Origin of the sequence: uncultured Cloacibacillus sp. (genome assembly GCF_963926575.1) — a bacterium.
Lineage (GTDB): Bacteria > Synergistota > Synergistia > Synergistales > Synergistaceae > Caccocola > Caccocola faecigallinarum.
Map to the genome: position 1 here is coordinate 177,721 of NZ_CAWUXW010000005.1, position 14,499 is coordinate 192,219.

Annotated in this window: 12 protein-coding genes; 6 read left to right on the forward strand and 6 right to left on the reverse strand. The window is 53.1% G+C overall.

Annotation, left to right across the window (positions count from 1 at the left end; translation table 11 throughout):
- Positions 1-259: 259 nt before the first annotated feature.
- The 5 genes from ABGT66_RS12110 to ABGT66_RS12130 form a co-directional block, all read right to left on the reverse strand.
- Positions 260-1,483 (reverse strand): M20 family metallo-hydrolase, encoded by a 1,224-nt coding sequence (locus tag ABGT66_RS12110; protein ID WP_346690940.1) that lies wholly within the window; start codon positions 1,481-1,483, stop codon positions 260-262.
- 159 nt (positions 1,484-1,642) lie between these two features.
- Positions 1,643-2,584 carry a bile acid:sodium symporter family protein gene (locus ABGT66_RS12115; RefSeq protein ID WP_346690942.1) on the reverse strand — a complete coding sequence of 314 codons (942 nt, stop codon included), beginning with the start codon at positions 2,582-2,584 and terminating at the stop codon, positions 1,643-1,645.
- Between the two features lie 241 nt (positions 2,585-2,825).
- Positions 2,826-3,032, reverse strand: a complete 207-nt coding sequence (locus ABGT66_RS12120; RefSeq protein WP_346690944.1) for a hypothetical protein — start codon at positions 3,030-3,032, stop codon at positions 2,826-2,828.
- Between the two features lie 85 nt (positions 3,033-3,117).
- Complete coding sequence (locus ABGT66_RS12125) at positions 3,118-3,306, reverse strand: hypothetical protein (protein ID WP_346690946.1); 189 nt, start codon at positions 3,304-3,306, stop codon at positions 3,118-3,120.
- Between the two features lie 154 nt (positions 3,307-3,460).
- Positions 3,461-4,801 (reverse strand): ATP-binding protein, encoded by a 1,341-nt coding sequence (locus tag ABGT66_RS12130; RefSeq protein ID WP_346690947.1) that lies wholly within the window; start codon positions 4,799-4,801, stop codon positions 3,461-3,463.
- Positions 4,802-5,389: 588 nt separating this feature from the next.
- Here ABGT66_RS12130 and ABGT66_RS12135 point away from each other — a divergent pair.
- From ABGT66_RS12135 to ABGT66_RS12160, 6 genes are all read left to right on the forward strand, one after another.
- Complete coding sequence (locus tag ABGT66_RS12135; RefSeq protein WP_346690949.1) at positions 5,390-6,595, forward strand: site-specific integrase; 1,206 nt, start codon at positions 5,390-5,392, stop codon at positions 6,593-6,595.
- A gap of 577 nt (positions 6,596-7,172) precedes the next feature.
- The gene (locus tag ABGT66_RS12140) at positions 7,173-8,198 is read left to right on the forward strand and encodes a PDDEXK nuclease domain-containing protein (protein WP_346690950.1); all 1,026 of its coding nucleotides are present in this window, start codon (positions 7,173-7,175) and stop codon (positions 8,196-8,198) included.
- A 154-nt stretch (positions 8,199-8,352) separates the two neighbouring features.
- Positions 8,353-9,603, forward strand: coding sequence for an ATP-binding protein (locus ABGT66_RS12145; RefSeq protein ID WP_346690952.1), 1,251 nt, complete (start codon positions 8,353-8,355; stop codon positions 9,601-9,603).
- Between the two features lie 239 nt (positions 9,604-9,842).
- On the forward strand, positions 9,843-11,522 hold the full coding sequence (locus ABGT66_RS12150) for an RNA-binding domain-containing protein (RefSeq protein ID WP_346690954.1): 1,680 nt from the start codon (positions 9,843-9,845) through the stop codon (positions 11,520-11,522).
- Between the two features lie 58 nt (positions 11,523-11,580).
- Positions 11,581-12,879 carry an RtcB family protein gene (locus ABGT66_RS12155; protein WP_346690955.1) on the forward strand — a complete coding sequence of 433 codons (1,299 nt, stop codon included), beginning with the start codon at positions 11,581-11,583 and terminating at the stop codon, positions 12,877-12,879.
- 69 nt (positions 12,880-12,948) lie between these two features.
- Positions 12,949-13,077, forward strand: a complete 129-nt coding sequence (locus tag ABGT66_RS12160; RefSeq protein ID WP_346690956.1) for a hypothetical protein — start codon at positions 12,949-12,951, stop codon at positions 13,075-13,077.
- Between the two features lie 133 nt (positions 13,078-13,210).
- Here the strand turns inward: ABGT66_RS12160 and ABGT66_RS12165 are convergent, their stop codons facing one another.
- Complete coding sequence (locus ABGT66_RS12165) at positions 13,211-14,464, reverse strand: ATP-binding protein (RefSeq protein ID WP_346690958.1); 1,254 nt, start codon at positions 14,462-14,464, stop codon at positions 13,211-13,213.
- Between the last annotated feature and the right edge of the window lie 35 nt (positions 14,465-14,499).

Below are 14,499 nucleotides of genomic sequence, written 5' to 3' on the forward strand. Positions count from 1 at the left end.
CGGAAAACCACGCAAAGCCGCCGCGCTCCTCGTAAAACATACGAAGCTCCGCACACCCAGCGGCGCGGCCGTCAAACGCCGCCGCGCCGCCCAAGCAGACGCCCCGCGCGCCCAACGCGCGAAAGCGCGAAGCTTTTACAAACATTTTGCAGAGCGAGGGAAAAGCCGTGAAAATATGCGCCGGCACGCGACTATCAAAAAAAGCGCCCCAATTACGGAGCGCTTTATAAATTTCGGCTGTTGCGCGAAACTTTCTGCCTTACTTCCCCATCATCATAAGCCCGAAGACCTTCGCTTCGTTCAGCATGTGTTTGATTTCGATGTGCTCGTTCGGCATGTGGGCGCAGTCGATTTCTTGGCACCAGACGGCGGCGGGGATTCCGGCGCGGCGGAAAAAGGCTCCGCAGGTCGCGCCGCCGACGCCGCCTATTTTCGGCTTCATTCCTGGGTAGACCTCGGCGAGGGCCGCGAGCAGCGTGCGGACGACGTCGTCGCTTTCTTTGGTCGGAGCGGCGGCCTGTTCCATCTGTGGGAATTTATAGGTTATTTCGACTTTGAATTTCTCTTGCGCCTTCTTTACCTCCGCGTCTACGATTTTCGTAACTTCCTCAAGCGGCACGGAGGGCAGGACGCGGCAGTCGAAGCTGAATACTTCGCGGCCCGGCACGGTGTTTATGTTCGCGACGTTCGCACGGCGGCGCGTCGGCTCGAAGGTCGACTCGGGCGGGTCGAAGAGGCCGTCGCGCTCGGGGAAGGCCGCGTGCAGCGCCTCGTCGAGCGCGACTGAGAGCGCGTTCGCGGCGCGGCAGGCGTTGTTGCCGAGGTGCGGCGTGCTGCCGTGGACCTGTTTGCCCTCGACGGTGAATTCCATCCAGCAGACGCTCTTTTCCGCGACTTCGACGAAATCGGCGTTCTCGTTGCCCATGTCGGGGACTACGACGAGGTCGTCCTCGGCGAAGAGCCCTTTCTTGAGCAGGTGGCATATTCCGTATTCGCTGCCCATCTCTTCGTCGGCGACGAAGGCGAGGCAGACCTCATATTCCGGCGTGACGCCGAGCTCTTTCAGCGCGCAGAGCGCGTAGAGCGACGCGACGAGCTCCTGTCCGTTGTCGCTCGTTCCGCGTCCGTAGATGCGCCCGTCCTTGATTTCGGCCTTGAACGGGTCGGTGTGCCACAGCGATCGCTCGCCCTCGGGCACTACGTCCATGTGCGCGACTATCCAGAGGCGGCGCTTGGTGCGCCCCGGGAAGCGCACGACGAGATTCGGGCGCTCGCCGCCCGCCGCCTTCGGGTCGGGCAGCGCGTAGGTGCTCACGTCGCGGAGGCCGAGCTCCTTGAGCTTCTTTATCAAATACTCGGCTTTGTGGAACTCGCCGACGCCGCCGTCGGCGGGGCTTATCGCCGGTATCGCGACAAGGTCGCAGAGGGTCTGCACCATCTTCGGCTCGAGCTCTTCTATCTTCGCAAAAAGTTTTTCTTTCAAGATATACACCTCGTTCTCAGTGTTTTTGACGATGCTTCTCGATGATGATTTTATAACAACGGCGGGCTTTTTCAAGTTTTTTCGCGGCGGCACGAAAAAACGCGCCCCTGTGAAAGAGGCGCGTTCGTGTCGATTTTTTGTCCGGAGCTTCGCGTTCGGTTACTTCTCGTCCTTCATCTGGGAGAAGATGTTCGCAAGGATAGCGCCGGAAATGTTGTGCCAGACGCTGAAGACAGCGCCGGGAACCGTGGCGAGCGCGAGCGATGGGAACGAGGTCGCGGCGAGGCTCGTCGCGAGGCCGGAGTTCTGCATGCCGACTTCTATAGCGATAGCCTTCTTCTTGGAAAGCGGCAGGCCGAGCACGCGTCCGACGCAGTAGCCGAGCGCGTAACCGAGGAGGTTGTGCAGAATGACGACGGCGAAGACTATCAGCCCGGTCGACATGATGCGCTCCGAGTTCGCGGCGACGACGGCGGCGACTATCATGACTATCGCGGTGACGGAGACGAGCGGCAGTATCTTGACCGCCTTCTGCGTCGTCTCGCTGAAGAACTTATTGATTATGAAGCCCGCGCCTATCGGGAGGATGACGACCTGCACTATCGAGATGAACATCGACATCATGTCGACGTTGACCGTCTCTTTAAGAAGCAGATAGGTGAGCGCCGGGGTGACGATAGGGGCGAAGATGGTCGAGACGCTCGTCATACCGACGGAGAGCGCGACGTCGCCCTTGCTGAGGTAGGTCATGACGTTCGACGAGGTGCCTCCGGGGCAGGTGCCGACGAGGATGACGCCGACGAGCAGCGCGTCGTCGAGCTGGAAGAGCTTGCCGAGCGCGAAGGCGAGGAACGGCATGATGGAGAACTGCGCGATGAAGCCGATGATTATATCGCGCGGGCGCTTAAAGACGACGGCGAAGTCCGCGGGCTTCATCGTAAGCCCCATACCGAACATGACTATCATAAGAAGCGTCGTGACCCAACTCGTCTTTATCCAGATAAGCGCCGACGGCTGGAACAGCGCGATGGCGGCGATGATGACGACGATGATCGCCATGTACTTTCCGACGAACTCACTTAATTTCTCAAGGAACCTCATAACTGAAAACTCTCCTCCGCGCGCGAAATTGCGCAAATATTAAAAAATAACGCCCACGTATTATAAGAATCAAGGGGCCGTGCGTCAAACGCGGCGCGGGCCGCGCTCTGCGGCGCAAATACAGGCGTTTCGCGCCGCGCGGCGAAGAATGTACAGGGCGGCGGCGCTTTGGGCAAATAAAAAGAGGGCGCAGCCTCCGCCCTCCTAATTTTTTAAGTTTTACAATATTACCGAAAATTACCTAGCCGCAGTAGCCCGGGCCGCGGTGGTAGTCGTAATAATGGTGCCCGCCGCCGTGGCAGCCGTGCGCCGTGTACGTCTCTCCGGGCTCAATCGAAGCCGCGGCCTCCGAATAGGCCGGCGCGGCGCAGACCGCCGCGAGAAGCAGAAGCGCGAGCGCGCAGAACCCCAGGCGCTTGCCCGACATCCAGTTCTTCAAAGAAATCACTTCCTCCGCATATCTTTCGTCCAGATTATACACCCGCGCGGGAAACTATGTTTCCCCGAACGCACAAAGATACACCGGCGCGGGGCTAGCCTCTGCGCCCGCGGCGTCCGCGCCCGCTCGGCGCCGGGCTCAGCGCCTTCGCGGTCTCACGCATCAGCCCCGTCGCCGCCGCGGCCTTCCCGACGCGCTCCTCTCCGTATATCGCCGCGCCGAACGACATCCCGAGCAGCAGCCCCTTCACCAACAGACTCACAGCATCCGACGAACCGTGCATCGTATCAGCTCCCCACAGAAATTAGCTTAAGCTTACTGTTTATATTTTATCCTATTTAGTTAGCTTGCGCTACTCTAAAAAATACGAGGCAGCAGCTCTCATCCGCGGGATGAGCGGCATGCCGAGGAAAGCAAAAACGCGCGGCAAACGTTTTTTAACGACCGAGCCGCTTCATCGCCATGCCTATCAGCCTGTCCGTATAGTCTGCCATGAACAGAGGAATATTCAGGAGGTCGCCGTCCAGCTTCAGATTTTCCAGCGAGAGCCGCACCCGCAGCTTTACCTGCTCCGCGAACAGCTCCTTGAATTTACGGAGGCTTTTGCCGCCGACGTTGGTTTCGGCCTTGACCTCGATGGGGAATATGTCGTTTTCCCTCTGGATCAGGAAATCTACCTCGTACGGCGGATTAACCCGGCTCCAGTAGCGCGGCGTTGTTTCAAACTGTGTCACTAACGACTGCAATACATAGTTCTCCGACAAAGCGCCCTTAAATTCCGTGAACAGTCGATTGCCTTCCCCGAAGGCGGTAGGGGCCAGCTGCGCCAGACGGCGCAGAAGCCCTACGTCCGCAAGGTAAATTTTGAACGCGGAGAGGTCGTCGTATGCGGAGACCGGCAGTTTAGGAGCGGAGCTTCTGTATACCTTATGCACGAGTCTCGCGTCGACGAGCCACTGCAGCGCGTCTTCGTACTCCCGCGCGCGGGCCCCTTCCTTTACGACCCTGTACAGGAATTTTTTATTTTCCCTCGCCAGCTGCGACGGGACGGACTTCCATATCATAGAAATTTTTGGATACTCGCTCACGCTCGGATGCTTCGCGAAGTCGCGCTCGTACGCGTCTATAATGTCGGAGAGCGCCGTCTGCATGGCCTCTGCGTCGCGGGCCTCCGTCCACATAAGCACAGACTCCGGCATACCGCCGGTCACATAATACATTTTGAGCTTTTCGCACAGAGGATTAAAAAAGGCGTCCGGCAGCGGTTCAATGACATCCACACTGTCCATGAACGCGGAGAGATTTCCGTCGCCGTTTGCCAGGAGGAATTCGCTGAACGTCATCGGATTGACCTGCATAAAGTTGACCTTGCCGACGGGGAAAGAGGCGGGCTTCGCAAGGGCTATCCCCAGCAGCGAACCGGCGCAGGCGACGTGATACTGCGGAGCGTTCTCGCAGAAATATTTCATGGAATTGATGACCTTCGGACTGTCCTGCACCTCGTCGAAAATTATCAGCGTCTTCTCCGACAGAATTTTCTGCCCGCTCGCCAGCATGAGATTCTGCAATATGCGTTCCACGCTTTGGGTGGTCTCGAAAAACTGCCGGTACTCCTCGTTCTCGTCAAAGTTGAAATACGCCGTGTTCTCATAACAGAGCCGGCCGAATTCCTTCAGAAGCCATGTCTTGCCCACCTGCCGCACGCCTTTCAGGATAAGCGGCTTGCGGTAAGGCGAATCCTTCCACTTTATCAGCTGCTGCATGATCAGACGTTTCATAGAAAAATCATCTCACATAATTATATATATTTACGTGTATTCTATCACATAATTATATATTATCGCGCGATATAGACATACAGCGCCGGCATAGAGCCATGGGTTTAGAGTATATTTACGCCTCTGCGCGGAACCGCATGGATGTGATGAAGGTTAGCGGTTTATGTCAGGCTTGATTTCTATGGGGCGATATTTATGTAGGGAATTCGCATACGAAGGAGGCGACGCAAGGATGTGGTTGACGCGCGGTTGACGGGAAAAAGGCATAAAAAACAGCAAGGTCTCGAACTTTGCGAAACCTTGCTATCATTGGATTCATGGAGCCGACTTCCAGACTCGAACTGGAGACCCCATCCTTACCATGGCTCCAAAGCTCCAAAATCACCGCTCTGAATTAAGCCCGTTCCAGACTTATATATTTAAGATAGAGGCAGCCGCAGACCGCATAAACGCCACTCTGCCGATCGGCGAAACGCGACGCCACGAACCGAGATGTGGCGAGCAAAAACAGAAAAAAGTGGTTGATATGTGGTTGATGGAATTTTCCATATGGCTGACCTCTAGACTTGGAACGGAGGAAATAAATCTATGGATAGAGAAAAGCTCACTCAGAAAGTTGTAAACAATGCGTCATGCCACGCTGGGAAGAGGTTTGACTACATTATGGACGCCGCGCTCCCTGGGTTCGGCGTGCAGGTCACGTCTACCGGGGCGAAGTCATATATTATTCGCTTCCAGCATAAGGGACGGCGCGAATGCCGGACGTTCGCGCCTGTGGAGTCCATGACTTTAGCCGCCGCGCGTACCCGTGCGAAGGAACTTATTGGAGAATATCTAAAAGGCGGAGACCCGTTGAGGGTTGATGCCAAGAAGAAGAGCGCCTCGAAGCTTACGATGATGCAGCTTTACAAGAAATGGGAAAAATGGGCGGAAGATCAGAAACTAGATAGAATCACGACAAAGAATATGATAGGAGCTATCGCCCAATATTTCGATGTTGAGAAAAAGAAAGCGGAGTCTCTGACGGCGCGCGACCTTGAGAATTATAAGAACGAGCGCACGAAGAAAGGCAACAAACCCAGCACTATCAACAGGAATCTCCGTGAACTGAAGTATCTCTATACATGGGCGTCAACTCAAGGGCTTCTTTCCGAGGAGTTTAAATACCCGGAAGGCGTGAAGGCGCTGAGCGAAGCGATGCTCTCTCCGAAAACAGACCACTTGAGCGATGTTGAAGTGCAGAAGCTGTTGGGCGCTACGGATAAGCTGGTTAAGGAAAAGCCGGAGAAAGCGTACTTACGTCCGATTGTCCTTTTCGCTCTGAATACCGGTATCCGAATAAAATCCTTAGTGCAGCTGGAATGGCGCGACGTGGTGCGGCTGGACGAGGACGGCGGGGAACTTCATATCCGCGCGGCCTGCATAAAGACGCGCAAGGATGAGAATATTTCTCTCTCTGCGGCTGCGGCATCTGTTTTACGGACCTTGTATAAAGCCGGTCATGCTGAGACGGATAGAATTTTCACAACGTACACCGTAGAGTACATAAATAAATCGATAAAAAAGCTATTGCTCGACGCTGGGCTTGGAAAGTACAGTGCCTACAGCCTGCGGCATAACTACGCGACATCGCTCTACCTCGCGGGAGCCAGCCCTGTCGAGATTCAAATTCAGATGTGTCATCGCAGCTTTCGGACTACACAGAAATATATCCATGCGGATTACGAACACCAGAAGCAGGTAGCAAACCTGCTGAATTTCGGAGATTCTCAGAAAACAGCAGCAACGGCGTGACAGAAGCCCCCTCATGCGGGGGCTTTATCATTCTTCAGCCGCAAAGCTAAAGACGTAAAAAATCGGCATCTCAACGTCTCGTCAAGAGGCTTGAGAACTTATTCTCGGCCTAGTGGCTGTACACACTGCGACACAGCGCGTGCTTGGCCTTCGTCGCATATGTGGTGTGTTATAAAGTTAGTAAGTTATATTTTAGTAAATCGTAATTAGATATAAATATCTTTACCAAGGCTGCCGGAAAGATGGGCCAGCGAGCTCGGCTTCGTGCCGCTGGTTGATTACTCGGATGTGCTGAATGTACTGCTCGGCGATTAAGACGGCGCGCTCATGGCCTATGCGCGGTAAACAATGTTAAGACCCAAGTAGATAGGCGTATTCAGCGTAAACATCGATAAAAATCAAATGTAAATCACACAATTTATATTGATCTACAAGGCAGATATTTCAACACTGAACGACGTCAGAGCCGCCGATAATCACAGTGACGGCGGCTTTTTGCCGTTTATCGGTCGTGATGTTATAAAATATAGAGAGATGTGGAACGTGGCCCCAGGCTTGGTACGGACGGAGGCGCGCTATGGACAGGCAGTTTTATGAACAGATAAAGCACATTCTGGAGACGGCCAGGCAGAAGGCATACACAGCCGCAAACTCAGCCATGGTGGAAGCGTACTGGAATATCGGGCGGCATATCGTCGAACGGCAGGGCGGTGAAGACAGGGCCGAATACGGATCAGGGCTTATAAAAGAGCTCTCGGCACAGATGACGAAGGATTTCGGCAAAGGCTTCACAATCGCCAATCTTAAGAATATGCGCCAGTTCTATCTGACATTTCCAAATGGCTACGCACTGCGTAGCGAATTGAGCTGGTCGCACTACCGTCTGCTCATGCGCGTAGAAAACGAGAGGGCGCGCAGCTTCTATCTTGACGAATGCGTAAAGTCGCGATGGAGCACGAGGCAGCTGGGACGCCAGATAAGCACCTTATTTTACGAGAGGCTGCTTTCCAGCAAGGATAAAGCAGGAGTAGCTTCGGAGATAAAGAAACTGGAACCCGAACGGATGCCGGAAGACGTTATACGCGATCCCTACGTGCTGGAATTTCTGGGGATTTCTCCGAACGCCGATTTTTACGAGAGCGACCTTGAAAGCGCGCTTATCACCCACCTTCAGAAATTCCTCCTCGAACTTGGACGCGGCTTTTCTTTCGTCGCGCGCCAGAAGAGATTTACGGTCGACGGACGGCATTTCAGAATAGACCTGGTATTTTACAACTACATTCTGAAGTGCTTCGTACTGATAGACCTGAAGGTCGGCGACCTTACGCACCAGGACTTGGGCCAGATGCAGATGTACGTACACTACTACGAGCGCGAACTGATGAACGAGGGAGACAACCCGCCGATAGGCATCATACTGTGCGCAAGTAAGAGCGAATCGCTGGTGAAGTACACGCTTCCGGAGAATGAAAAACAGATATTCGCGTCGCGCTACAAGCTATACCTGCCGTCGGAGGAAGAGCTGCTGCGGGAACTGAACAGGGAATACTCCGCTCTTGAAAACGCCGTATTGCCGGAAAGCACAAAATTACCGCCTTTGTAATTAACAGCAGCACCATGATGCTTAGGTGTGTGCATCTTATGGAAGCCGATGGGGATCCCAATCTCGGCGCGGCATCGCCTATACGCATTGGCATTTCTATATTTATGTCTATAATAAAATATGAGTTTAGAATAGCCATGGAGAGGTGACGGCCATGTATATAAAGCGCGCTATAGAGGAGACTGTGCTGAGGCTGTCGGGCATGTTTCCCGTCCTTCTGGTGACAGGGCCAAGGCAGGTGGGCAAGACTACCCTTTTGCAGAAGCTGATGGGGCCCGAGCGCAAGTATGTGACGCTGGACGACCCCGACGTGCGGTATCTCGCGAAGCGCGACCCGGCGCTGTTTATGCAGAGGTATACGCCGCCTGTCCTTATCGACGAGATTCAGTATGCTACGGAGCTTCTGTCTTATATCAAGATGGGGGCCGACCGTTCGGGCAATAAGGGCGATTACTGGATAACCGGCTCGCAGGTGTTCCGGCTTATGAAGAACGTGAGCGAGAGCCTCGCGGGGCGCGTAGGCATCGTCAATCTGCCCGGTTTGTCGGACGCTGAGATATACGGATACGGCAGCGCACCCTATACCACGGAACCGGAACGCCTGATGAAACGTCTCGGCGCTGTAAAAGAGCGAGGGCTGAACGAAATATACGCGAGGATATTCAAGGGCTCAATGCCGGCGCTGTACGCTGGGGAGGCCGACTGGGAGACTTACTACCGTTCGTACGTCGACACGTATCTTCAGCGCGATATTCGGGATCTGTCGCAGGTGGCGGACGAGATGCAGTTCTACAATTTTATGACCGCCGCCGCGGCGCATACGTCGAAGCCGGTCGTCTATGAAGAACTTGCGAACGCGGCGGGGGTAAGCGCGCCTACGGCAAAGAAATGGCTTTCACTTCTCGTTTCATCGCATATAGTCGCGCTTGTGCAGCCGTATTCAAACAATATATTGAAGCGCGCCGTAAAGATGCCGCTGCTGCATTTTCTGGACACGGGGCTCGCCGCGTATCTGCTTAAGTGGGGCGGGCCGGAAGTTCTTGAACGCGGCATCATGGCCGGGGCGTTCTTTGAAAGCTACGTTTTCTCGGAAATTTATAAGAGTTACCTGAACGCGGGGAAGGAGCCGCCGCTGTTCTATTACCGCGATAAGGATCAGAAAGAGATAGACCTGCTGCTGTATCAGGACGGCACTGTCTGCCCCATAGAGATAAAGAAGGCGGCATCCCCGGGCAGGGACGCGGTAAAGAATTTCTCAGTGCTCTCCCCGCTCGGCACGCCGGAGCGTTTCGGCGCGATGCGTGAGCTGAAGGTTGAAATCGGGACGGGCAATGTAATCTGCATGGCGCGCGACTTACTGCCGGTCGATGGAAAAAATTGGTATGTGCCTGCGTGGCTGATATAGGGAGGAACATGGACGGCAGCAGAATTTCGTCGTCCATCGCCTCATCCCTATTTCGGACTATCCGCACTATATGCATTTTCTCGAAATACGACTTACTTCTAAACACTCAAAGACCTGACTGTAATGCGGCTTCAACACATCCTAACGCATTATTTAACGCTTTTCTATCGCGTTAACGCTGAATCTGCGTTGAAATCTTTATTCCAACGCAGATTTGCGTTAGAATTATTGCGTTAAAAATGTTGGAGGTGAGTATTATAGAACGCTTGATTCCCACAAAAGAAACATTGACGGTAGAATTCAAAAGCGACCTGAAGAAATATGGCGACACGGATTTGTTTGAAGACGTCGTCGCTTTTGCCAATACCGAAGGCGGCGACCTGTTTATAGGCGTTGAGGATGACGGGACGATTACCGGCGTTCATAAAGAACATGCTAATCCAGTGACACTTGGGGCATATATTGCAAATAATACCGTCCCTCCGATTTCTACCCGATGCGAAATTATCGGAGAAGATCGCCCCGTCTTAAAGATTTCTGTACCTAAATCCTACGGCGGCATTGCCGCTACACGTGCTGGGAAAATTTTGCGGCGCAGGATGAAAATAGACAACACGCCGGAAAACATTCCAATGTACCCTATCGAAATTGTCGCCAGATTATCGGACTTAAGGCTGTTGGATTATTCCACTATGATCGTATTAGAAGGTACTTTGTCCGATATAGATCCTTTGGAAATAGAACGGATGCGTAGGATAATCCTTGCATACGACGGCGACAAGGCGATGCTGGAGCTGAATGACGAAGAGCTGCTGAAAGCGCTCGGCTTCAGCAGGGAACAGAACGGCGTTGTTTATCCTACAGTCGCCGGGATTCTGATGCTTGGAAAGACAGAAAGCATAAAAAGGTTCGTGCCGACGGCGAAGTCATCTTTTCAAGTGTTGGCCGGCACGAGCGTGAGAGTAAACGAAGACTATGACCTTCCAATCCTCGCCGCTATTGAAAAAATCATCTCTTATATAGAAGTATGGAATCCGCAACAGGAATTGGAGCTCGGCCTATTCAGGATGCCAGCGCCGGAATTCGATAACAGAGCTCTGCGCGAGGCAATCGTCAACGCTTTCTGTCATCGCGATTATTCGGTAATGGGAAGAGTGCGCGTCGCCATAGAAGACGAAGGGCTTACCGTGACTAATCCCGGAGGCTTCATAGAAGGAGTCACGATCGATAACCTGTTGACGGCGGAACCACATGGGCGAAACCAGCTGCTGGCGGATGCGTTAAAGCGTGTCGGATTGGCGGAAAAAACAGGAAGAGGGATAGACAGGATTTTTGAGGGCTCTCTTATTTATGGGCGGGCGCTGCCCGACTATTCAAGAACCACCCCAACGACGGTTTCGCTGTTTATTCCGCGCAGTAAACCGGACGTTCAGTTGTCCCGTATGATTGCCAATGAACAAAACCGACTGGGCAGGCCTTTGACAATTACCCTGCTGATGGTGCTGAATGCCTTGAAGGACTCTCCCCGCAGCGATATAAAGCAAATATGTCAAACCGTAAATCTATCGGAATCTGTCGTCAAATCGGTCTTGAACCAATCTATCGAGGATGGGCTGGCTGAGGCATACGGCGCAGGAAGAGGCCGCACCTATATGCTGTCGCATAAGCTATACCACGATAAGGATAAGACAGCAGGATACGTACTGCAAAAAGATATCGACGAAGCTCGGTACGCCGAAATGATCGTCGATATGGCAAAGAGAACTGAATTCATAGCTCGCGCCGACGTTATGAATCTTTTGCACGTAAACGACTCTAAGGCATATACTCTTCTCAGACAACTTGTAAAACAAAATATACTACAGCCTGTCAATAAAGGCAGGTATGCTAAGTACAAATTAAACAGCCCTGAAGTGTAAGAATGAATGCCATGCCCCTTTATGCCATAATAGAACAGCCAGGAAAGGATATGTCACGATGCAGACGATAGTTGGCAAATACGCGGAGGCCAGGATTTACGCCGAGCTTGTGGAACAAGACGCCGTAAGCCAGATCATGGGTATGCTCAACCAGCCTTTTACGGAAGGCTCGTCAATCGCGATAATGCCCGACGTACACAGCGGCAAGGGCTGCACCATCGGCACTACTATGACTATACATGACAAAATAGTCCCCAACCTCGTAGGCGTAGATATCGGCTGCGGGGTGCTTTTGACGCTTATCGACGAGAAGGGCGATATGGATGAGCCGGAACTTCAGAAACTTGATGAAACGATCCGCGCCTATATTCCCTCCGGCTTCGACGTTCGGGACGGGCATTGGAGCAGTAGCCATACGGACGGCAAATCCGGCCCCGATTTCTTCGGACTTACAGGTTTCGAGGAGACGGAACTCGACGAACTGCGCTGCGCGAAGAAAGTCGATTTGAAACGCGCAAAGCAGTCTATAGGTTCGCTGGGCGGCGGCAACCACTATATCGAACTGGACAGGGATTCACAAGGACGGATATGGCTGGCGATCCACAGCGGAAGCCGCAGCCTCGGCACGGGGACGGCGGCGCACTATCAGGAGCTCGCGGTCTCCCAGAGAAAGTATGAAGACTACGGAAGCTATAACGATATGGTCGCCGCGATAAAAGAGCAGTACAAAGATAAGACTAAGATGATCGGCGAAAAAATCAAGGAACTGCGAACTAAAGCAACGGATGTACCCGAAGACCTCTGCTGGCTGGACAAGTCGCAGGGACCAGAATACGACGACTATATCGCCGATATGGAGACGGTACAGAGGTACGCAGTCCTCAACAGGGCCGCGATGGCCCGCGAGATAGCGGACAGGATGGGCTGGAAACTCGGCGAGTCCGTCGAGACGGTACATAACTATATAGACATAGAGAGCATGATTCTGCGCAAAGGAGCCGTCTCCGCAAAGGCCGGAGAGAAGCTCGTCATACCGATGAATATGCGCGACGGGATACTCATCTGCATCGGGAAGGGAAACGCGGACTGGAACTGCTCCGCGCCTCACGGGGCCGGACGGCTGATGTCTCGGAAGTCCGCTCACAAGAACCTCAGCATGAACGATTTCCGCAGCGCTATGGACGGCATATACACGACCTCGGTCAGCGAAGACACACTGGACGAATCCCCGATGGCGTACAAGCCGGCCGAATCCATAATGGCGGCTATCTCAGATACTGCGGAAATAATAGAAACGGCAAGACCGATATACAACTTCAAAGCCGCAGAGAAACCGAAAGGCATGCGCCGCAAATAAAGGACGAGAACGTCAGCTCGGAAAAGAGAGAAAATCCGTGATCTGCTGCATACGGCGAATATCAGCAGCATGGACGACATCCAAAACTTGTTCAGGGAAACCATCGCCGAGTTCATCGAGGACGGTCTGGACAATGAATACCGCCCTATTCGCACCGCTTTGGGTGTTTGCCCAAAATCGGAGATAGCCCCCGGCTGAATCATAATCTTTCCAGTCGCATACGCAGCGGGAGCTGTATGGCTGGCTGTATCAAGCAGGCGTTGAATGAATTTACGTTATATGCCTTAACAGACGAAAGACCGTTCTATTCGCCGGCCGCATTATGCTTGTTTTACAACTCCAGGCTGTTGGGGTTCAGCAAAAAATCCAAAACGTCCATCACCAGGATGCCCTGTTCGTTGTGCCACGGTTTTATCCTGTCCTTTACGACGATGATTTTCTTGAACGAATCGCCGATATGTACAAGCGATTTTTGTTCCTGCCGCATTTTCTCCTGGTCGGGCATGGCGAACGCGGACTGGATATAATATCTTTGGCTGCCGCGGTTGCAGACGAAATCTACTTCCAGCTTTTTCCTGACCGATTTGCCGCTGCTGCAGCGTTCGGAATATTCGACGATGCCCACGTCCACGTTAAAACCGCGGAAAAGGAGCTCGTTGTATATGATGTTCTCCATAATATGGTTTTCTTCCTGTTGGCGGAAGTTAAGCTGCGCGTTCCGAAGGCCCACGTCGGTAAAGTAATACTTGAACGGGGAAGCAATGTATTTCTTTCCTTTTATGTCGTAGCGTTCCGCCTTGCTGATGAAGTATGCGTCGAGAAGATAGCCGATATATGCCCCGATCGTCTTGTCGTTGGCGTTGACGCCGCTGCTGACGAACGTTTTTGCAAGTTTATTGGCGTTGGTGAGGGAACCCACCGCAGACGCGAGAATATTTACGAGCGCGGCCATAACTTCGTCGTTGCGTATGTTGTGCCGCTCTTCGATGTCCTTCAGGTAAAGTTCCCTGCACAGGTCTATCAGATATTTCGACTTCAGCTCGTCGGTGTTCCTGCTGAGGATCAGCGGCAGCCCGCCGTAGGTGTAGTAATCAAGCCATGCGTCATACTTGTCTCCCCGGTACGCCGGCAGATATTCGGAAAAGGCCAGCGGGTAAATTCTTACCTCGTCCCCGCGCCCGCGGAATTCCGTCAGGACATCGGAAGAAAGAAATTTAGAGTTGCTTCCGGTTACGTAAATATCGACGTTGCCGCGCCTGTTCAGCCCGTTGAGCACAGCTTCAAATCCCTTGCAGAGCTGTACCTCGTCAAGAAACACATACCACATGCCGCTTTCGGTCAGGCGCTGTTTGATATATTCGCTCAGCTTCCCGCTGTCATGCAGTTCCAGATAATCTTCGTCATCCAGCGGGACGGAGATTATCCTTGACGCATCGACGCCGGAGTCCAGCAGATATTGGCGATACAGGTTGAAGAGGAGGTATGACTTTCCGCACCTCCTAATACCGGTGATGATCTTTATCAGCCCGTTCTCTCTCCTGTCAATCAGCCTCTTTAAGTAAATATCGCGTCTGATCTGCTCCATTGCGCCCTCCTATTTCGAACTATCTGCATTATATG